This window comes from Mesorhizobium sp. B2-3-4 (assembly GCF_006442315.1).
In the GTDB taxonomy this organism is placed as follows: Bacteria; Pseudomonadota; Alphaproteobacteria; order Rhizobiales; family Rhizobiaceae; genus Mesorhizobium.
On sequence record NZ_VFVY01000005.1, the window covers coordinates 177,723 to 198,842 of the forward strand.

The 21,120-nt window shown below is 64.2% G+C and carries 15 protein-coding genes; 8 read left to right on the forward strand and 7 right to left on the reverse strand.

Annotated elements, in window-relative coordinates; all coding sequences use genetic code 11:
- Position 1: 1 nt before the first annotated feature.
- From FJ967_RS10435 to FJ967_RS10455, 5 genes are read right to left on the reverse strand one after another with little or no spacing between them, the layout of a single operon-like run.
- Positions 2-2,221, reverse strand: a complete 2,220-nt coding sequence (locus tag FJ967_RS10435) for a 3-hydroxyacyl-CoA dehydrogenase NAD-binding domain-containing protein (RefSeq protein ID WP_140731622.1) — start codon at positions 2,219-2,221, stop codon at positions 2-4.
- Positions 2,222-2,231: 10 nt separating this feature from the next.
- Complete coding sequence (locus tag FJ967_RS10440; protein ID WP_140731623.1) at positions 2,232-2,807, reverse strand: cysteine hydrolase family protein; 576 nt, start codon at positions 2,805-2,807, stop codon at positions 2,232-2,234.
- A 4-nt stretch (positions 2,808-2,811) separates the two neighbouring features.
- Positions 2,812-4,020 (reverse strand): acetyl-CoA C-acetyltransferase, encoded by a 1,209-nt coding sequence (locus tag FJ967_RS10445; RefSeq protein WP_140731624.1) that lies wholly within the window; start codon positions 4,018-4,020, stop codon positions 2,812-2,814.
- 34 nt (positions 4,021-4,054) lie between these two features.
- On the reverse strand, positions 4,055-5,227 hold the full coding sequence (locus FJ967_RS10450; protein ID WP_140731625.1) for an acyl-CoA dehydrogenase family protein: 1,173 nt from the start codon (positions 5,225-5,227) through the stop codon (positions 4,055-4,057).
- 46 nt (positions 5,228-5,273) lie between these two features.
- Positions 5,274-7,064 (reverse strand): acyl-CoA dehydrogenase, encoded by a 1,791-nt coding sequence (locus tag FJ967_RS10455; RefSeq protein WP_140731626.1) that lies wholly within the window; start codon positions 7,062-7,064, stop codon positions 5,274-5,276.
- Between the two features lie 201 nt (positions 7,065-7,265).
- Here FJ967_RS10455 and FJ967_RS10460 point away from each other — a divergent pair, with 201 nt between their 5' ends.
- Positions 7,266-7,817, forward strand: coding sequence for a hypothetical protein (locus FJ967_RS10460; protein WP_140731627.1), 552 nt, complete (start codon positions 7,266-7,268; stop codon positions 7,815-7,817).
- Positions 7,818-7,907: 90 nt separating this feature from the next.
- Here FJ967_RS10460 and FJ967_RS10465 read toward each other — a convergent pair whose 3' ends face one another.
- Positions 7,908-8,369, reverse strand: a complete 462-nt coding sequence (locus FJ967_RS10465; RefSeq protein WP_140731744.1) for a MerR family DNA-binding transcriptional regulator — start codon at positions 8,367-8,369, stop codon at positions 7,908-7,910.
- Between the two features lie 449 nt (positions 8,370-8,818).
- On the opposite strand from FJ967_RS10465, the gene FJ967_RS10470 reads away from it, so the two are divergent.
- The 4 genes from FJ967_RS10470 (at position 8,819) to FJ967_RS10485 (ending at position 16,275) form a co-directional block, all read left to right on the forward strand.
- Positions 8,819-12,943, forward strand: a complete 4,125-nt coding sequence (locus FJ967_RS10470) for a peptidoglycan-binding protein (RefSeq protein ID WP_140731628.1) — start codon at positions 8,819-8,821, stop codon at positions 12,941-12,943.
- A 192-nt stretch (positions 12,944-13,135) separates the two neighbouring features.
- On the forward strand, positions 13,136-14,059 hold the full coding sequence (locus FJ967_RS10475) for a sulfite exporter TauE/SafE family protein (RefSeq protein WP_140731629.1): 924 nt from the start codon (positions 13,136-13,138) through the stop codon (positions 14,057-14,059).
- Positions 14,059-14,847 carry a TIGR02186 family protein gene (locus tag FJ967_RS10480; RefSeq protein ID WP_140731630.1) on the forward strand — a complete coding sequence of 263 codons (789 nt, stop codon included), beginning with the start codon at positions 14,059-14,061 and terminating at the stop codon, positions 14,845-14,847. The genes FJ967_RS10475 and FJ967_RS10480 overlap by 1 nt, the downstream gene beginning before the upstream one ends.
- A 171-nt stretch (positions 14,848-15,018) precedes the next feature.
- Positions 15,019-16,275 carry an Hsp70 family protein gene (locus tag FJ967_RS10485; protein ID WP_140731631.1) on the forward strand — a complete coding sequence of 419 codons (1,257 nt, stop codon included), beginning with the start codon at positions 15,019-15,021 and terminating at the stop codon, positions 16,273-16,275.
- Positions 16,276-16,286: 11 nt separating this feature from the next.
- Here FJ967_RS10485 and FJ967_RS10490 read toward each other — a convergent pair whose 3' ends face one another.
- Positions 16,287-17,129, reverse strand: coding sequence for a LysR family transcriptional regulator (locus FJ967_RS10490; RefSeq protein ID WP_246675243.1), 843 nt, complete (start codon positions 17,127-17,129; stop codon positions 16,287-16,289).
- Here FJ967_RS10490 and FJ967_RS33700 point away from each other — a divergent pair.
- The 3 genes from FJ967_RS33700 to FJ967_RS10505 are packed head-to-tail and all read left to right on the forward strand — an operon-like array spanning position 17,052 to position 21,120.
- Positions 17,052-17,462: a hypothetical protein gene (locus FJ967_RS33700; protein WP_246675248.1), complete on the forward strand. Its 411-nt coding sequence runs from the start codon at positions 17,052-17,054 to the stop codon at positions 17,460-17,462. The genes FJ967_RS10490 and FJ967_RS33700 overlap by 78 nt on opposite strands.
- Entirely contained in the window at positions 17,459-20,389 is a 2,931-nt protein-coding gene (locus tag FJ967_RS10500) for a molybdopterin oxidoreductase family protein (protein WP_140731634.1), read from the forward strand. Before FJ967_RS33700 ends, FJ967_RS10500 begins: the two co-directional genes overlap by 4 nt.
- Positions 20,386-21,120, forward strand: coding sequence for a 4Fe-4S dicluster domain-containing protein (locus FJ967_RS10505; protein WP_140731635.1), 735 nt, complete (start codon positions 20,386-20,388; stop codon positions 21,118-21,120). The genes FJ967_RS10500 and FJ967_RS10505 overlap by 4 nt, the downstream gene beginning before the upstream one ends.

The following is a 21,120-nucleotide window of genomic DNA, read 5'->3' on the forward strand; positions in this document are numbered from 1 at the left end:
GTCAGGCTGCCTGCTTCACGTCGCCCTTGGCATAGGGATCGAAGCGTTCGTAGAAGGTCTCGCCCTTCTCGGCCATGTCGAGGAGCAGCTTGGGCGCCTTGAATTCGGCGCCGTATTTCTTCTGCAGCCCCTTGGCGATCTTGACGAACCGCTTGGCACCGATCCCGTCAATATAGGACAGCGCGCCGCCGGTATAGGGTGCGAAGCCGAAGGCCAGGATCGAGCCGACATCGGCCTCGCGCGGATCGGTGACGATGCCTTCCTCCATCACCCGCGCCGCTTCGAGCGCGATGGTGACCAGCAGGCGCTGCTGCAGTTCCTCATAGTCGACCTTGTCGGGCGCGAGCTGCGGGTAGAGGTCCTTCAAACCGGGCCACAGCTTCTTCTTGGCGGGCTTGGCCGGGTAGTCGTAGAAACCCTTGCCGTTCTTGCGGCCGAAGCGGCCATGGTCGTCGACCACGGTGTTGATCAGCGCCATTTGCCTGGGGTCGACGGCCTTGTCGCCGAGATCCCTGATGGTCTGCTTCATGATCTTCTGGGCAAGGTCGATGGCCGTCTCGTCGGTCAGCGCCAACGGGCCGACCGGCATGCCGGCGGCCTTGGCGGCATTCTCGATCATCGGCGCGGGTACGCCCTCGATCAGCATCTTGTAGGCTTCCGACATATAGCGCAGCACGCAGCGGTTGACGTAGAAGCCGCGCGTGTCGTTGACGACGATCGGCGTCTTCTTGATGGCGCGCACGAAGTCGATCGCGGTGGCCAGCGCCTTGTCGCCGGTCTTCTTGCCGAGGATGATCTCGACCAGCATCATCTTGTCGACCGGCGAGAAGAAGTGGATGCCGACAAAATTCTTCGGCCGCGTCGAATTCTTGGCCAGCGAAGTGATCGGGATGGTCGAGGTGTTCGAGGCGAAGATCGCCGACGATTTCAGCACGGCCTCGGCCTGTTCGGTGGCGGCTTTCTTGACGCCAGAATCCTCGAACACCGCCTCGACCACGAGGTCGCAGCCGGCGAGGTCGGCATAGTCCGCGGTCGGCGTGATCAGCGACAGGAGCTTGTCCCTGTCCTCGGGCCTGGCGCGGCCTTTCTTGACCTGATCCGAAATCAGGCCGTCGGAATGCGCCTTGCCCTTCTGCGCCGATTCCATATCGCGATCGAGCAGCACCACAGGAATACCGGCCTTGGCGGTGACGTAGGCGATGCCGGCGCCCATGAAGCCGGCGCCGAGAATGCCGATCTTCTTGAACCTGGTGTCCGGCACGCCGGCCGGGCGGCGGGCGCCCTTGTTCAGTTCCTGCAGCGATACGAACAGCGAGCGGATCATCGCCGCCGCTTCCTTCGACTGCATGATCTCGGTGAAATAGCGCTGCTCGATCCTGAGCGCGGTGTCGAACGGCACCAGCAGGCCTTCATAGACGCATTTCAGGATTGCCGCGGCGGCCGGGTAATTGCCATAGGTCTCGCGGCGCAGGATGGCGATGGCCGGCGGCCAGAGATTGGCGCCGGCCGCCGAATAGACCGGTCCGCCGGGCAGCTTGAAGCCCTTCTCGTCCCACGGCGCCACCGGCTTCAGGCCGTTCCTGATCATCGCCTTGGCGGTCTCGACGAGCTTCGAAGGCTCCGATATCTCGTGGATCAGGCCCATCGCCTTCGCCTTTTGCGGGGTAAGGTTCTGGCCCGAGGTCAGCATCTGCAGCGCCTGCTGCTGGTCGGTCAGCCGCGGCACGCGCTGGGTGCCGCCGGCACCGGGGAAGATGCCGATCTTCACTTCGGGCAGCGCCATCTTCACCTTGTCGGAATCGGCGGCGACGCGGCCATGGCAGGCCAGCGACATTTCGAAGGCGCCGCCCATGCAGGTGCCGTTGATCGCCGAGACCCACGGCTTGCCGCAGGTTTCCAGCTTGCGGAACAGTCCGGTCATCGCGCCGGCATTGTCGAACAGCGCCTTGGTGGCCTTCTCGACGTCCTTCTGCTTCTCGGCGGCGAAGGCGGTCAGCATCTTCTGCAGCATGGTGATGTCGGCGCCGCCGGAGAAGGTATCCTTGCCGGAGGTGATCACCGCGCCCTTGATGGCGGCATCGCCCACGACCTGATCGACGATGGCGTTGAGTTCGCGCAGCGCCTCCTCGGTGAAGACATTCATCGAGCGATCCGGCATGTTCCAGGTGACCAGCGCGATGCCGTCGGCGTCTGTGTCGAGCGTGAAGTTGGTGTACGTCATCTGGACCTCCTTAGGCGGCGATGTTGTCTGCAACGGCCGCGATCACGGCATCGGTTGTTACGATAGACGCGAATTCGCCATTGAGATTGGACAGGGTCATGTTGTGAATGGTTTCGGCGCTCTCGGGCCGGCCGTCGAAGCCCACCCGGTCGAATGTGTAGCAGGCGTCGCTGACGAGCCGCGCCTCGAACCCCAGATTTCCGGCCATACGCGTTGTTGTCTCGACGCAGTGATTGGTCGTGATCCCGGCGATCACAAGTGTCTGGTGGTTCCCCTTGCGCAGCAGCTTTTCAAGGTCGGTGCCAATGAATGCGGAATTCACGTGCTTGACCAGCACCGGCTCTCCGGCCTTCTCCGCCGCTGGCGGAATGGGCTGGTAGCCGCTGCGCTCGGGACGGAGCGCGGAATCCTTCTCAACCGATGCGTGGCGGATGTGGAAGATCGCCATGCCGTGGCGCCGGAACGTTTCCAGAAGGCGCGCCATGTTGTCGAGGGCGCCAGGATTGTTCCGCTGCTTGCCGGCGCGTTCGAACTCAACGAACGCCATCTGCACGTCGATCATGATCAAGGCGGGGTTGGCCGACATGCGGTCAAACCCTCTCGATGATCGTGGCGGTGCCCATGCCGGCGCCAATGCACAGCGTCACCAGCGCGGTGTTCAGGTCACGCCGCTCGAGCTCGTCCAGCACGGTGCCGAAGATCATGGCGCCGGTGGCGCCGAGCGGGTGACCCATGGCGATGGCGCCGCCATTGACGTTGATCTTGTCATGCGGGATCTCGAAGGCCTGCATGTAGCGCAGCACCACCGAGGCGAAGGCCTCGTTGAGTTCGAAGAGGTCGATATCCGACAGCTTCATCTTGGCGCGCTTCAACAACTTCTCGGTGACGTCGACCGGACCGGTCAGCATCAGCACCGGCTCGGAGCCGATATTGGCGAAGGTGCGGATGCGCGCGCGAGGCTTCAGCCCCATCGCCTTGCCGGCCTTCTTCGAACCGAGCAACACGGCCGCCGCGCCATCGACGATGCCGGAAGAATTGCCGGCGTGATGGACGTGGTTGACCTCTTCGATCTCGGGATGCTTCTGCACGGCGACCGCATCGAAACCCCCCATTTCGCCAGGCATGACGAAGGACGGGTTGAGCGAGGCCAGCGACTGCATGTCGGTCGAGGGGCGCATGTGTTCGTCATGGTCGAGGATGGTCAGGCCGTTCTGGTCCTTGATCGGGATCACCGAGTTCTTGAAGCGGCCATCGGCCCAGGATTTCGCGGCGCGTTTCTGGCTTTCGACCGCGTAGGCGTCGACGTCGTCGCGCGAGAAGCCGTATTTGGTGGCGATCAGGTCGGCCGAGATGCCCTGCGGCACGAACCAGCCCGGCAGGCCGACCGAGGGGTCCATGAACCAGGCGCCGCCGGACATGCCCATGCCGACGCGCGACATCGATTCGACGCCGCCGGCAATGACGATCTCGTCCGCCCCTTGCGCGATCTTGGCGGCGCCGAAATTGATGGCGTCGAGACCCGAGGCGCAGAAGCGCGAGATCTGCATGCCGGGTGCCTTGGTGTCGTAGCCGGCCTCGAAGGCGGCGGCGCGCGGAATGACCGAACCCGCCTCGCCGACTGGATCGACGCAACCGAAGATGATGTCGTCGACGGTGCCGGTGTCCAGATCATTGCGATCGCGCAGCGCTTCCAGCGTCCTGGCGGCAAGCCGCACGGCCGGCACCTCGTGCAGCGATCCGTCCTTCTTGCCCTTGCCGCGCGGCGTGCGCACGGCGTCGTAGACATAAGCCTCAGTCATTTGCGTGCTCCTTGGGTTCGCTGAAGAGAGCTGCTCAGAGCGAGCGTCCGATCAGCAATTTCATGATCTCGTTGGTGCCGCCGTAGATGCGCTGGACGCGAGCGTCGCGGAACATGCGGGCGATCGGATATTCATTCATGTAGCCATAGCCGCCGTGCAATTGAAGGCATTCGTCGACGACTTTGCCCTGCAGGTCGCTCAGCCAGTATTTGGCCATCGACGCCGTCACCGGATCGAGGCCGCCATTGACGTGACGGGTGACGCAGTCATTGTAGAAGACACGGCCGATGGTGGCCTCGGTCTTGAGCTCGGCCAGTTTGAACTGAGTGTTCTGGAAATCGATGATCGCCTTGCCAAAGGCCTTGCGCTCCTTGACGTAGTCGATGGTCAGCGCCAGCGCCCGCTCGATCATGGCGATGGCCCCTGTGCCGATCTGCAGCCGCTCCTGCGGCAATTGCTGCATGAGCTGGACGAAGCCCTGCCCTTCCTCATGGCCGAGCAGGTTGGAGGTCGGCACGCGCACGTCGTTGAAGAACAGCTCGGAGGTGTCGTTGGCCTTCAGCCCGATCTTGTCGAGGTTGCGGCCGCGCTGGAAGCCTTCGACCTCGTCGGTCTCGACGATCATCAGCGAGGTGCCCTTGGCGCCCTTCTCCGGATCGGTCTTGGTGACGACGATGATGAAATTGGCGAGCTGGCCGTTGGTGATGAAGGTCTTGGAGCCGTTGATCTTGTACTGGTTGCCGTCCTTCTCCGCACGCGTCTTGACGCCTTGCAGGTCGGAACCGGCGCCAGGCTCGGTCATGGCGATGGCGCCGATCAGTTCGCCGGTGGCGAGCCTCGGCAGCCACTTCTTCTTCTGCTCTTCCGAGCCATAGTGGAGGATGTAGGGGGCAACGATCGAATTGTGCAGGCCGATGCCGAAGCCGTCGACGCCGACATGGCCGATCGCCTCGATGATGGCGCTCTCATGCGCGAAAGTCCCGCCCGAGCCGCCATACTCCTCCGGCATGGAGGCGCAGAGCAGCCCCGCCGCGCCAGCCTTCAGCCAGCTTTCGCGGTCGACCATCTCGTTCTTCTCGAACTCGTCGTAGCGCGGCGCGATTTCCTCCGCCATGAAACGCGAGGCCATGTCGTAGAGCATGCCGACCTCGTCGGCCGCCCAGGCGGGCTTCGGCAAAGAGAGCACTTCGGCGGGATTTGTCGCCACGATTTCCTCCGCGTATCGACAGGCAGAAAGGCTAGCGAGGCCGAGCTTAGAACGCTTCCGCCGGCAGGGCCATCAGCGTATCGGCGCCACTCGAAATACGGGCGAGGTGCGCCGAGGTCTCCGGCATGATCCGTTCCATGAAGAAGCGCGCCGTCACGACCTTGTTGTCGTAAAAAGACTGAGACCCGTTGGCGCCTGTCTTGCCCTGCGCTGCCTTGGCCATCTGCGCCCACATGTAGCCCAGCGCCACAAGGCCGAAGAGATGCATGTAGTCAGTCGAGGCGGCACCGGCATTGTCGGGCTTGGCCATGCCGTTCTGCAGCAGCCACATGGTCGCCGCCTGCAGATCGTTGAGGCCCTTCTTCAGACCCTTGGTGAACGGCGCCATCTTCTCGTCGGAGCGGTGCTCCTCGCAGAATTCACCGACCTCCTTGAAGAAGGCCTGTACGGCGCGGCCGCCATTCAAGCCGAGCTTGCGGCCGACGAGATCGAGCGCCTGGATGCCGTTGGCGCCCTCGTAGATCATGGCGATGCGGGCATCGCGCACGAACTGGCTCATGCCGTGCTCTTCGATATAACCGTGACCGCCGAACACCTGCTGCGCCATCACGGCGTGATCGAAGCCCTTGTCGGTGAGCACGCCCTTGACCACCGGCGTCAGCAGGCCGGTGTAGTCGTCGGCGGCCTGGCGATCCTTGTCGTCGGCGGAGCGGTGCGCGATGTCGGACTTGATCGCCGTCCACAGCGCCAGGGCGCGGCCGGCCTCGTTGAAAGCCTTCATGGTCATCAGGGAGCGGCGGATGTCGGGATGGACAATGATCGGGTCGGCCTTCTTGTCGGGCGCCTTCGGGCCTGACAGCGAGCGGCCCTGCAAGCGGTCCTTGGCATAGGCGACGGCATTCTGGTAGGCGATCTCCGACAGCGACAGGCCCTGCAGGCCGACGCCGAGGCGCGCCTCGTTCATCATCGTGAACATGGCCTTGAGGCCGCCATTGGCCTCGCCCAGCAGCGTGCCTTCGGCCTCGTCATAATTCATGACGCAGGTCGAGTTGCCGTGGATGCCCATCTTTTCCTCGATCGAGCCGCAGGAGACGGTGTTTCTGGTTCCCGGATTGCCCGACGCATCAAGCTTGAGCTTGGGGACAATGAACAGCGAAATGCCCTTGACGCCCTCGGGCGCGCCCTCGATGCGGGCGAGCACCAGATGGACGATGTTGTCCGACATGTCGTGCTCGCCGGCCGAGATGAATATCTTCTGGCCCGAAATCTTGTAAGTGCCGTCGCCGTTCGGCACCGCCTTGGTGCGCAGCAGGCCGAGATCGGTGCCGCAATGCGGCTCGGTCAGGTTCATGGTCCCGGTCCAGCCGCCCTCGACCATTCTGGGCAGCCAGGTCGCCTTCTGCTCGTCGGTGCCGTGGGTGATGATGGCAGCGATCGCGCCCTGGGTCAGGCCCGGATACATCATCAGCGCCATGTTGGCCGACACCATATATTCGGCCACCGCGGTGTGCACGGCATAGGGCAGGCCCTGGCCGCCGAACTCGACCGGGGCCGCCAGACCCATCCAGCCGCCTTCGCGATACTGGTCGAACGCTTCCTTGAAGCCCTTGGGCGTGGTCACCGAGCCGTCGTCGTGACGCACGCAGCCTTCCATGTCGCCGACACGGTTGAGCGGATGCATGACGTTCTCGGCGAGCTTGGCCCCTTCGGCGAGAATTGCCTCCAGCACGTCGGGCGTAGCGTCGGCGAATCCGGGAAGATTAGAATAGCGCTGATAGCCCAGCACCTCGTTGAGAACGAAAAGCGTATCCTGGATCGGCGCCCTGTAGACCGTCATGCTTTTTTCTCCACCCTGCGGACCTGGCCTCAAAATCAAGCCGCGCGCGGCAAGCGAGCCAATGTTGAAGCCGCAATAGCAAATATTGACGTTTGCGTAAACGTCAATTCGTTATGCCGCAGGAAATTTCGATACGCGCTGGTCGGATCGGATCCCCAGAGGCCACTTGCCCCCACACTCCAGACGAGGCAATTTCGCGGAATGAACCCCACGGCATTCATAATCAGCATTCAGAGCCACTATCTGGATCAATTCCGGACGTTCGTCGAAGAGCAACAGCAAAACTGCGTTCAGGGATCGGCGGAAGTAAAATTCCAAATCGGCGAAGAGAGCGGGCTCTTCCGCGGCCTTTGTTGCGTCGACTTCATCAGGAATGACGGACAGGTCGAGCCTGTGGAGCTTCAGCCCGATTTCATCACATTCGAGCCGATATCGGGCAGGCTTGGAGGCGCTGACTTTCTAATCGAACAGCTGCAATGGAACGACGTCGTGATCCATCACACGCTCCCGGCCGTTCCACTCGACCGGATAGATGCCTGGTTCGAGCACTGGTTCGACCCTGATGACGAGCGTTACGTCGAGGGGGCAGAACTCGGCGACATCGTCCACTCGCTTGCAGTCCAGCCCAAGGCGCTGGGCGTGGATTTCGGAACAGCATCTCCGGATGCGTTCTGGAGTTTGCTCAGCGTTCTTGAGGCCGCGGGCGCAGCCGGCTTGCGGATCAGCACCTCGCAAACACAGGCATCATCCTGATCAGGGTCTACCGCGCCAATCGCGATCAATGCAAAAAGCCGCGCGGCAATGGCCGCGCGGCTTTTACTTACAGGAATTCCACAGATGCGTTCAGCTGGCGGCGCTGGCCGGCGTGGTTGTGCGCTCGATGAGCATCTGGCGCACGGCGGACATCGAACCGCTCAGCTCATTGATGGCGTCGTCGATCAGCGCACGCTGCTTCTGCAGGCGGGCGAGCTGCTTCTCCGACTTGTCCAGCGCGAGCCGTAGCTGCTTGGTGTTGGAGCCGGTCGGATCGTAGAGGTCCATCATCTGCTTGACGTCGCGCAGCGAGAACCCGACCTTGCGGCCGAGCAGGATCAGCTTCAGCCTGGCCTTGTCGCGGCGCGTGTAGAGACGGGTCGAACCGTCGCGCTGCGGATTGAGCAGGCCCTTGTCTTCGTAGAAACGCAAGGTGCGCAGCGTCACGCCGTATTTCTTGGCCATTTCGCCGATGCGCGAGAGATCCTCACCGGCTTCGACGGATGCATTATTGGTATTGGCCGCGGTCTCGCCGGCCGAGATAAGTTTCATAGTCACTGGCTTTCCCCGTCTGGTGGCGTCGCGGTCGCGGACCATGCGTCGCCTGACTGGAAGCGGGGGCGTGCTTCCGGTCGTGGTTTCGACAAACAAATCACAAACGGCACAGCTGATGCGCCATTTACGTTTACGTCAATTCTATACCGATAGCCGCCTCATGACGCAAGGGCGTTCTGCGCAAGCACCTTTATGCCGCATCCCCAAGGCTTTCCTAAAATATGACGCAACTTCTTAAGCTTGGTTAACGCCTTGTTTACCACGTTGGGCGAAATGTGCGCATGTCGGCTACCCGTGTTTATCCTGTATCGAATTTTTCACGGTTTTTCGGAGCGCGGGTGAACCCCGGGAAGCTTGTCTTCCACCGCATGGAAGCGGTCGCCTCGTTCCGGCAGGGACTTGGGGAGCTGGCCACACGCTGGCCAATCTGAAAGACGGACGCACCGATGAACAGCAAGCGGTCCTACCTCGATACACTCAATGCCGGCAGGCAGCGCAAGCCGCAGACCACACTCGAGCAGCTGAACCGCTCGCTGGAGACGCTGGAACAGCGCCTGGGGCAGGCGCGCGAGGACACGATGCCACGCCCGGCGTCCCGCCAATACGGCGCCGAACCGCGTTACCCCGCCGCCGACGCACGTTATCCCGCGGCCGATCCACGCTATCCTGCGGCCGACCCGCGCTACCCCGCCGCTCAGCCGAGCGCCCAGCAGCGTTGGTACGAGGACCCGCAGCCGGCGCCGCGTCAGCCCAACCCGGCGCCCTCCCCCGCCTTCGACCAGAATTATCAGGCGATAGCGCGCGACATCGACCGCGTGCGCGGCCAGGAAGACAGCGTCGCCATGGTCGGCAAGATTGCCGGCGAATTGCGCGGCATGCGCGAGGAATTGCGCCACCAGGTGACTTCGGGGCTGCAGCGTGAATTCGATGCGCTGCGCAAGGACATCGATCGGGCCTTCCAGTCAAACGCCAAGTCGGGCACCGCCGGCAAGGGCAGCGCCGAACTGGGCGTGGAATTCGAACGGCTCTCCGGCGCCATCAAGTCGCTGTCGGAGAAGAGCGACGACAGGAGCGTCAACCTGCTGCGGCTGGAACTCGAGCAGGTCAAGGCCGCGCTCGACACGCTGGCGCGCGAGGAGAGCGTGCAGAAAGTCGATCGCCGCTGGGACGAGTTCGATCGCCGCTGGACGGCTTTCGAGGACCGCGTCGACGCCGACCAGCGCAAGCGCACCGACGATCCCGCCCTTGCCGCCCTGACCGACCGGCTGGAGCAGATCAGCAACGCCGTCAACAACCTGCCCGAATCGCTGTCGTTGCGTTCGCTGGAGGAAAAGGTCCGCACGCTGGCCGGCGCTGTCGATCATTTCGCCAACCAGCAGGACAATCGCGGCGATGGCACGCTGGCCATGATCGACGAGCGGCTGGACGAGATCTCCCGCGCCATCGTCGCCTCGACCGTCGCCGCGCAAGCCAACTCGGTCGACCACGAAGCCTTCGAGCGTATCGAGAAGCGGATCGATTCGCTTGCCCGGCAGATCGAGGAGGTGGCGCAGGACCGTCCCGCCAATGTCGTGATCGACCGGCTGAACACGTTGTCAAGCCGGGTCGATGAGATCGCCGGCCGCGCCAACCTGCCCGAGCAGGCGATGGAACGGCTTGCCAAGCAGATCGCGCTGATCGCCGACAAGATCGACCAGGCACCGGCCATGCCGGACGCCGACTATATCTTCCAAGGGCTCGAGCAGCGCTTCGACGTGCTGTCCGGCATGATGGAACGACGCCAGGGCGACGCCATCGAACAGGGCAACATGCTGTTTCGCGATCTCGAGCGCCGGCTGGACGAGGTTGCCGACCGGCTGGACCAGCGCAGCATGCCGCAGGTCGACAGCGCCGGCATCATGGAAGCCATCGACGCCCGCTTCACCGCACTGGCCAAACGCATGGAAACGCGCGTTCCCGATCCCGCCGGTGAGGCGGCCATACGCGGGCTGGAAAGCCGGCTCGAGGACATTTCAAGCCGGCTGGACGCTTCGGCAGCCCAGGTGGCCGGCATCGATCCGGCGCTGATCCGCAGCCTGGAAGCACAGGTCGCCGGCCTGTCGGCGCATCTTTCCAAGCCCAGCACTCCGCTGCCGGACTTCGAAGACATCAGCCCGAGGCTCAACGAAATCGAAAAAGCCCTGGCGGGGACACGCGATTCCATTCTTGGCGCGGCACGCGAGGCGGCCGAGAACGCGGTGCGTTCGCTGGGCGGAACCGGCACCAATACGGCCGCCGTTTCCGGGCTTGCACAAGACCTGAAGACGCTGGAGACGCTGACGCGGCGTTCGGACGAGCGCAATTCGCGTACCTTCGAGGCCATTCACGATACGCTGCTCAAGATCGTCGACAGGCTGGGTTCGCTGGAAACCAGCGACCCGTCGGAAGCCGTACGCGAGCTCCTCGACGCGGCACCGAGCGAACCGAGCGGCTGGCGTGGCGTGCGGCGGCCCAAGATGGCCGTAAATGCACCATCGATGGCCATGGACGAGCCGCAGCCGTTGACCGGCGACATGGCGGACCTCGACGCGCGGGCCGCGGCCATTTTGCGCGCCGAGCCTGTCGAGCCGGCACTGCACGCTGAAACGGGCCTGTCTTCGCGACCGGGCGCCCGCACGCCCGCGGAAGCCGCCGCCGCCGCCGCGATGGCCGCACTTGGCTCCGACACGAGCGCCGAGAAAGACCAGCCCGCGGGCCGCAAATCGATGTTCGGCGGACTGGCACGCGCCTTCAAGGGCAAGAAGGCGGCGGATATGCCGCCGCTCGCCGGCTCGGCGCCGAACGCCGACATCCCGAGTGTCGATCTCGACGAGCCGCTCGACCCGAAAGTCGCCAACCGCCCGCTGGAACCCGGCTCCGGCGCACCCGACCTCAATGCCATCATGAAGCGGGTGCGCGACGAGCGCGGACAGCCGGCAAAGCCCGGCGACAGCGACGCCGCGAAATCGGATTTCATCGCGGCTGCCCGCCGCGCGGCGCAGGCGGCCGCGGCCGAGGCCGACGCGCTGAAGCGCCAGTCGACGATGAAGGGCCCGGTCAAGGCGCTCAGAATCGGCGACCTGCTCAAGGCCCGGCGCAAGCCGATCCTGATGGCGGCCGCGGCGATCATGCTGGCGCTGGCCGGCCTGCAGCTCGGCAAGGCCTTCCTGTCGGACCCCGCCCAGGTGGCGAGCAACGACGCGGCACCGGTCGTCGCCTCGCAGCCAGTGCAGACGGCATCTCTCGACGCGGCCAGCCAGCCGAAGACCGAGGCCCAGCCGGCGGCGACGGACAGCGCGCCGGCCCGCACTGTCAGGCAGGCCGAACAATCCGCACCGGCAGCCAAGGACGACATGGCGCCGCAGACCGTCATGGCCATGCCATCGGATACGGACGCGATGCCGGATACGGCGCCCACCGCGGAGCCCGCCCCCGCGCCTGTCGCGCCGTCCATGACCGCCGCCCCGAGCGCAACCGCGCCCGACGCGATGGCTTCGGCCGCGCCGGCTCCGGTTGCTCCCGTGACCGCTCCCGCCATTGCCGACCCGGCACCGGCCGCCACCACCAACGGCGCGCAAGCGACGGATGCCGACGCCCAACCGGCTCCCGCGGCGCCAACCGCTGCCGCCGATGGCATAGCCAAGGATACGACCGGCGCCGTGGCGCCCATGGACAATCAGCCGGCGGCCGCGACCAAGTTCGACATCCCCGCCGATGCCGGTCCGGCCGCCCTGCGCGATGCCGCCGCCGGTGGCGACGCCAAGGCGCTGTTCGAGGTCGGCTCGCGCTACGCCGAGTCGCGCGGTGTCAAGGAAGACATGGCGGCGGCCGCCAAATGGTACGAGAAATCGGCGGAACTGGGCTTCGCGCCGGCCGAATACCGCATCGGCAATTTCTACGAGAAGGGCATAGGCGTCGCGCGCGACATCAAGAAATCGAAGACCTGGTACCAGCTCGCCGCCGCGCAGGGCAATGCCAGCGCCATGCACAATCTGGCCGTGCTGTTCGCCATGGCCGCCGACGGCGTGACCGACAATGAATCGGCCGCGCACTGGTTCCAGGAGGCCGCCGACCTCGGCGTCAAGGACAGCCAGTTCAATCTCGGCATCCTCGCCGCCAAGGGCGTCGGCATGAAGCAGAACCTGGAGGAATCCTACAAGTGGTTCGCGCTCGTCGCCAAGACCGGCGACAAGGATGCCGCGGCCAAGCGCGACGAGATCGCCAATGCGTTGCGACCCGAGCAGCTCGAGCGGGCGCGCGCCGCCACCGAATTGTGGAAGGCCAAGCCGCTCAACGCGGCAGCCAATTCGGCGGACGTTCCCGAATCCTGGCAGGAAGGCACGCCGCAGACGACCGCCGGCATCGACATGAAGAAGGCGGTCAAGAACATCCAGCTGATCCTCAACAAGAACGGCTATGACGCGGGCGGCGCCGACGGCGTGATGGGCGCCAAGACCAAGAACGCGATCATCGCTTTCCAGACCGACAACAAGCTGCCGGCGACCGGCGCGGTCGACGAAAAACTGGTCAAGGCGTTGCTGGCGCGCAAATAACGGCAGAAGCGTCGTTTCCACGACGCCCTTGCCATACATTTGCCTGTTAACTGATTGAGTTATTTTTTGTTTCGGCGCGGTGGCGGGGTTTGACCCCGCTGCCGCGTCGGCGCAAGAGAAAATTGGCTTTTCGATGCGAGACTGCCCGCAACGGCTTTATTCGCCGAGAGGCAAACTGATCGAGACTGACGGGTGGGCATCTATCTCCCGATCGCGGAAATTTCCGTCAACGTCTTCGTACTGCTGGCCATGGGCGCCGCGGTGGGTTTCCTGTCGGGCATGTTCGGGGTGGGCGGCGGCTTTCTCATCACCCCACTGCTGATCTTCTACAACATCCCGCCTGCCATCGCGGTCGCCACCGGCGCCAACCAGGTCATCGCCTCGTCCGTCTCCGGCGTCCTTTCGCACATGAAGCGAGGTACGCTCGACTTCAAGTTGGGCAGCGTGCTTCTTGCCGGCGGCGTCATCGGTTCCACCGGCGGCATCTACGTGTTCGCCCTGCTGCGGCGTGTCGGCCAGCTCGACCTGTTCATCTCGCTGCTTTACGTGATCCTGCTCGGCACCGTCGGCGGGCTGATGCTGGTCGAGAGCATCAATGCGTTGCGCGCCACGCGCAGCGGCGCTGCGCCGGTGCTGAAGAAATCCGGCCAGCACAACTGGATCCACCGCCTGCCGCTGAAGATGCGGTTCCGGGCGTCGAAACTGTTCGTCAGCGTCATCCCGGTGCTCGGCCTTGGCGCCGGCATCGGCTTCCTGTCGTCGATCATGGGCGTCGGCGGCGGCTTCATCATGGTGCCGGCGCTGATCTACCTCTTGAAAGTGCCGACCAATGTCGTCATCGGCACCTCGCTGTTCCAGATCATCTTCACTTCCGCCTACACGACGCTGGTCCACGCCACCACCAACCAGACCGTCGACGTGATGCTGGCCTTCCTGCTGATGGCCGGCGGCGTGGCCGGGGCGCAGTATGGCGCCAAGGCCGGCCAGAGGCTGCGCGGCGAGCAATTGCGGGCCTTGCTGGCGCTGCTGGTGCTGGCGGTGGCGATCCGGCTCGCCATCGATCTGTTCGTCACGCCGCCCAATCTCTACTCGCTGTCCGGCGTGGGCCTCTATTGATGAAGGGCCTGAAAGCACTCGCAGCCATCGTTTTCCTGTCCTTTACCGCCGCCGTGCCGGCGACAGCGCAGACGCCGCTGGCGGAAGGCATCCAGATCGGCCTCTCGACCGACGCGGTGTCGATCACCGCCGGTTTTTCCGGCGCCGACCTGACCATTTTCGGTTCGCTGGAAAATCCCGACCCGCTGGTGGCGCGCCAGGGCCGCTACGACGTCATCGTCGTCCTCGAAGGGCCACCCAAACCGGTGGTGGTGCGCCGCAAGGACCGGGTGCTGGGCGTCTGGGTCAATCTCGACTCGGAAACCTTCGAGAACGTGCCGGTCTCCTATTCGGTGGCGACGACGCGGCCGCTGCAGGACATCACCGAACCCAACAGCTACAAGCAATTGTCGCTCGGCGCCTCGAACCTCTACATGCAGCCTGCGGACGCAGGCGACAGCCCGGCGACGATCGAGGAATTCACCGCGGCGCTGCGCGAGCGCAAGGCAGCCGCCGGCCTGTACAGCGAGAATGTCGGCGGCGTGCAGTTCCTGTCGCAGAACCTGTTTCGCGCCACGGTCAGGCTGGCGCCGAACGTGCCGGTCGGCACCCACAAGGCGCGCGCGTTCCTGTTCAAGAGCGGCCTGTTCATCAAGGAGAGTTCGGCCCAGCTCGAAATCCGCAAGTCGGGCTTCGAACAATCGATCTTCCGCGTCGCCCACGACTATTCGTTCCTCTATGGCGTGTTCGCCATATCACTGGCCATGGTGACGGGCTGGCTCGGCCGGCTGGTGTTCCGGAAAGATTGATGGCTCCGGGGAAAAGAGGGGTTCCCCTTTTTCCTGCCATGCGATAAACCGCCGCCTCCCAGCCCAAGGGGTAACACGCACATACAATTCGCAGGAGCGGTCCGGCCATCCGGATGACAGCGCGACGCGTCGCCGCTGTCTTGCCGCCATGAAACAAGACAGGAGGCTGCAATGCATCAGGCATTCGGCGGCATTGACTTCGGCACGTCCAATTCAACGGTGGGCGTGATCCGGAACGGCAAGGCGCGGCTTGTTCCGCTGGAAGGCGAACAGCCAACGCTGCCAAGCGCGGTGTTCTTCAATTTCGAGGACGGTTACACCTATTTCGGCCGGCGCGCGATCGGCGATTATACCGACAGTATCGAAGGCCGCTTGATGCGCTCCCTGAAGAGCGTGCTCGGCAGTTCGCTCGCCCACGAGAAGACGCGCATCAAGGCGCGCCAGATCGGCTTCATCGACATTATCGGCCTGTTCATCGGCCATCTGAGGACGCGGCTGGAAGAGGACGCCGGCGGCCCCGTGGAAAACGTCGTGCTCGGTCGCCCGGTGCAGTTCGTCGATGACGATGCGCAAGCCGACGCGCAGGCGCAAAGCGAACTCGAAAAGGCGGCCCGCGCCCAGGGGTTCAAGCACATCGCTTTCCAGTTCGAGCCGATCGCGGCGGCGCTCGATTACGAGCAGAAGGTGATGCGCGAGGAACTGGCGCTGATCATCGACATGGGCGGCGGCACGTCCGACTTCTCGATCGTGCGGGTCTCGCCGGAGCGCTCGCGATCGAGCGACCGCAAGGACGACATACTGGCCAGCCGCGGCATCCACATCGGCGGCACCGATTTCGACCGGTTGCTGAGCATCGCCCATGTCATGCCGCAGCTCGGCTATCTCTCGCCGACCAAGGACGGCAAGCGCAACCTGCCTGCCAGCTATTTCATCGATCTCGCGACATGGCAGCGCATCAATCTGGTCTACACCGCCAAGGCGATGACGCATCTGCGCCAGATCCGCTACGAGGCCGCGCGCGCCGATCTGGTCGATCGCTTCATCCACGTGGTCGAGCACCGCTACGGCCACGCTCTGGCGGCGCTGGTCGAAAAAGCCAAGATAGAGCTGACCGACAAATCCCTGGCCGAAGTGGCGGTGAACCTTCCGGATGCGACCTTCGCTGCCGGGATCACGCGCGACGGGCTGGAGGCCACGATCGCCCGGGATATCGAGCGGGTCACCGAAACGGTGGCGCAGACCATCCGCGACGCGCAAGTCAAGCCATCCGACATCACCGCGGTGTTCCTGACCGGTGGCTCGACGGCGATCCCGCTGGCAAGGCGGGAAATCCTGTCGCTGGTGCCGCAGGCTTCCGTCATCGAAGGCGACATGTTCGGCTCGGTCGGACTTGGCCTTGCGCTCGATGCGCAGAGGAAATTCGGCTGACTACAGGTCCCTCACCCCTGATCCGCGGGCGTGCCGAGATGCGTCTTAAGCGCCATTTGCGCCAGGCTTGCCTGGCGGTCGCGATGGGTGATCATGGCGAAGTCGCGTTTCGGCAGTTCGATCGGCACGGCTCTCAGGCTCCCCTCGGCGACCGCGCGCCCGACGACGAGGTCCGATATGATGGTGGCGCCGGCGCCCGCCTCGACGGCCTGGCGAACAGCCTCGTTGCTGGGCAACACCAGGAATATCCTGAGGTCGGCAAGCGAAATCCCCTCACGGCGCGCCAGATCCTCCAGCACCTCGCGCGTGCCTGAGCCACCCTCGCGGATGATCCAGCGCAGGCCGGTGATGTCGGGGCGACCCGGCGCGATTTCAGCAATCTCGGGATGAGAGCTGGCAACAACCAGCATCAGCCGGTCGGTATCGACCTTGGCGCGGCGCAATATGTCGGACTCGGTACGCCCCTCGACCAGGCCGAGATCGGCGGTTCCATCGAGTACGCTGGCTTCGACCTGCCTCGTGTTGCCGATGGTGACGCTCAGCCTGACGGCCGGATAGGCCTCGTGGAAGGAGGCCAGCCGGCGCGGCAGCCAATAGCTGGCGATGGTCAGGCTGGCGGCGATGGAAAGGCTGCCGGCGACCGTCTGCGAAACATGCTCCAGCACGTTGCGGGCGGCGGCCGCCCGCTCCAGCACGGCCTTGGCTTCAGGCAGGAACCGGTGGCCGGTCTGGGCCAGCTCGATGTTGCGGCCGACGCGATTGAACAGGTGCACACCATGCTGCTCTTCCAGCGCGCGAATGGCCGCCGACGCGGCCGACTGGGAAATGCCCAGCAGTTCCGCCGCCTTGGTCATGTGGCCGCGCTCGGCGACGGCAACGAAGATGCGCAACTGATCCAGGGTCATATCAGCATTAAGAACCAATATCGATCGAATTTACAAGAACAACTGATTAGACGGATCGATAGCTTTATTCTACTTTTTTGCGTGAAGTTAGAAAAAATTGGCCTGAAGGTCGCAGAGAACAAAATGATCGGGCGGTTCAGATCCCTGCTTGCGCATTGGACCCGCGGCATCAGGCGACGCCTGGCCGGTGACCGCTACCATCCGGAAGAACATTATATGCGCGGCCCCGGACCGAAGACGCGGGCCAAATCCGCCGGCCGCGCGGGCATCCCCGGATCATGACGCGAGGACAGCCTCGCGGCGCCAATTCGGCCGCCTCGCAACGCCCGCTTGCCGACACGCGCGCGCCCGATGAAGGCGACGGCGTCGACACCTCGCCCGTCGTCTCCGACCGCATCGCCAAGACGACCTGCTACATGTGCGCCTGCCGCTGCGGCATCGAGGTACACGTCAAGGACGGCAAGGTCCGCTACATCAACGGCAACAAGGACCACCCGGTCAATCGCGGCGTGATCTGCGGCAAGGGCAGTTCCGGCATCATGCAGCACTACAGCCCGGCCCGGCTGAAGAAGCCGTTGCTGCGCAGCGGTGCGCGCGGCTCGGGTGAGTTCCGCGAGATCGAATGGGAGGAAGCCTTTTCGATCGCCGCCGAGCGGCTGTCCAATATCCGCCGGACCGATCCCAAAAAGCTCGCCTTCTTCACTGGCCGCGACCAGTCGCAATCCTTGACAGGCTGGTGGGCGAGCCAGTTCGGCACGCCGAACTTCGCTGCCCATGGCGGTTTCTGCTCGGTGAACATGGCTGCCGGCGGACTCTATTCGATCGGCGGTTCGTTCTGGGAGTTTGGCGAGCCCGACTGGGACAACACGAAATACTTCATGCTGTTCGGCGTCGCCGAAGACCATGATTCAAACCCGATCAAGATCGGGTTGGGCAAACTCAAGGCGCGCGGCGCCAAGGTGGTCTCCATCAATCCATGCCGGACCGGCTACAACGCCATAGCCGACGACTGGATCGGCATCCGGCCGGGCACGGACGGCCTGTTCGTGTTCGCGCTGATCCACGAGCTCCTGAAGGCCGGCCGCGTCGATCTCGATTATCTCATCCGCTACACCAATGCGCATGTCCTGGTTGTCCAGGAGCCGGGCGCAGCCGATGATGGGCTTTTTCTGCGCGGCGGCGACAACGCTCTTCTCGCCTGGGACCGCGTGGCGAAGGCCTCCGTCAACGCAGCCGATCCAGATGCGAAGCCGGCACTGACCGGCAGCTTCACGATCAACGGGCGCCGGTGCGCTCCAGTGTTCCAGCTCATAGCAGACCGCTATCTCGACGGGAGCTACGCACCCGATGCCGTCGCGCAACGTTGCGGCATTGCCGCCGATACGATCCGGCGGATCGCGGCCGAGCTTGCCCATGTCGCCTTCGAGCAGACAATCAAACTGCCGGTCGCGTGGACCGACTGGGCGGGGCGACGGCACGAAACGATCAAGGGGCGGCCGGTGGCGATGCATGCCATGCGCGGCATCTCGGCTCATTCCAACGGCTTCCATAGTTGCCGCGCGATCCATCTGCTGCAGGTGCTTCTGGGCACGGTGGACGTTCCCGGCGGCTTCCGCTTCAAGCCGCCCTACCCCAAATCGGCGCCGCCGGGACCGAAGCCAGCCGGCAAGTCGGTCAAGCCGATGACGCCGCTCGACGGCATGCCGCTCGGCTTCGTCTGCGGACCCGACGATCTGCTGGTCGACGAAGCCGGCACGCCGCTGCGCATCGACAAGGCCTATTCCTGGGAATCGCCGCTCGCGGCGCATGGCCTGATGCACACCGTCATCCGCAACGCCTGGGCTGGCGATCCGTACCCGATCGACACGTTGATGATGTATATGTCGAACATGGCGTGGAATTCCTCGATGAACACCGTCGAGACCATCGCCATGCTGACCGATCATGATGAAGCGGGCAATTACAGGATCCCTTTCATCATCTACTCCGATGCCTATTACTCCGAGACCGTGCCGTTCGCCGATCTCGTCCTGCCTGACACCACCTATCTCGAACGGCATGACTGCATCAGCCTGCTCGACCGGCCAATCAGCCATGCCGACGGACCGGGCGACGCCATCCGCCATCCGGTGGTCGAACCCGACCGTGACGTCAGGCCGTTCCAGTCGGTGCTGATCGAACTCGGTGCCCGGCTCGGCCTTCCCGGCTTTGTCGAGGAGGACGGCTCGGCGAAATACCGCGACTACGCCGACTACATCGTCAACCACGAGCGCACGCCAGGCATCGGCCCGCTGGCCGGGTGGCGCGGCGGGGATGGCACGGCGATCGGCAAGGGCGCGGCCAATCCCAACCAGTTGCAGCGCTACATCGACAATGGCGGCTTCTGGCACCACGACTTCGCCGACGACCAGCGCTACTACAAGATGGCCAACCGCTCCTATCTCGATTTCGCGGTGCAATTGGGCTTCATTCCCAAGGCGGAGCCGATCGTCTTCCAGCTTTACTCCGAACCCATGCAGCGCTTTCGGCTTGCGGCGCGCGGCCATGGCAAGGTGCGGCCTCCAGAGGCCGAGCGCGGGCGCATCGAGACCTACATGGATCCGCTGCCCATCTGGTACATGCCGTTCGAGGAAGCGGCCGTCGATCCGCAGAAATATCCGCTGCACGCGCTGACGCAGCGACCGATGCACATGTACCATTCCTGGGGTTCGCAAAATGCGTGGCTGCGGCAAATCACCAGCCAGAACCGGCTGTTCGTGCACCACCGGACCGCCGTCGGCCTAGGCCTCGCAGACGACGACTGGGTGTGGGTCGAAAGCATCAACGGGCGGGTGAAAGGGCAGATCAAGCTGGTCGACGGGGTCAACGAAAGCACTGTGTGGACCTGGAACGCCATCGGCAAACGGCGCGGCAGCTGGGGCCTGAAGGACGATGCCGCCGAAAGCAATCGCGGCTTCCTGCTCAATCACATCATCGGCGACCAGACTTCCGCCGACGCCAGCGGCAAACGCTATTCGAATTCCGATCCGGTCACGGGACAGGCGGCGTGGTTCGATCTGCGCGTGCGCATCGTCAAGTGCGCACCGCAAGAGGCCGGCTTCACCGAACCGCAGTTCGAGCGTTTTCAACAGCCGCCGCATTTTCGGCCCTCGCCCGATATGTTGCGTTTCGGCGTAGAATTCCGCCATGAAAGAGAAAGCGCCGAATGACCTGCCTGCCTTCTCATACCGACAAAAGGCTCGGACTGGTCATCGACCTCGACACCTGTGTCGGCTGCCAGGCATGCGTCACCGCCTGCAAGGAGTGGAACACCGGCGGCCATATGGGGCCGCTGACCGACATCGACCCCTATGGCGGCCATGTCGACGGCGTCTGGTTCAACCGCGTGCACAGCTACGAGCACGTCACCGAGATGGGCGGGCGCACGGTGAATTTCCCGCGCTCCTGCCTGCATTGCGAAACACCGGCCTGCGTCACCGTCTGCCCGACGGGCGCCTCCTACAAGCGGGCTTCGGATGGTATCGTGCTGATCGACGAGGACAAGTGCATCGGCTGCAAATTGTGCAGCTGGGCCTGCCCCTATGGCGCGCGCGAGTTCGACACCGATGTCGGCGTCATGAAGAAATGCACGCTCTGCGTCGACCGCATCTACAATGACAATCTGGCCGAAGGCGACCGCGTGCCGGCCTGCGTCGCCGCCTGCCCGACCAGCGCGCGGCATTTCGGTGATCTCGGCGATCCCCAATCCCCCATCTCGCACCTAGTGGCGGAGCGCGGCGGTGTCGACCTGATGCCTGAACTTGGCTATCGGCCGACCAACAAATACCTGCCGCCGCGCGCCCACACGCAGCGTGCCGCATCCGTGCCCGCGAAGGCGCTGGAGCCGGTGCGGGCCGAGGGCGGTTTCCTTGGCTGGGTCGACCGCATGCTTTCGAGCTGA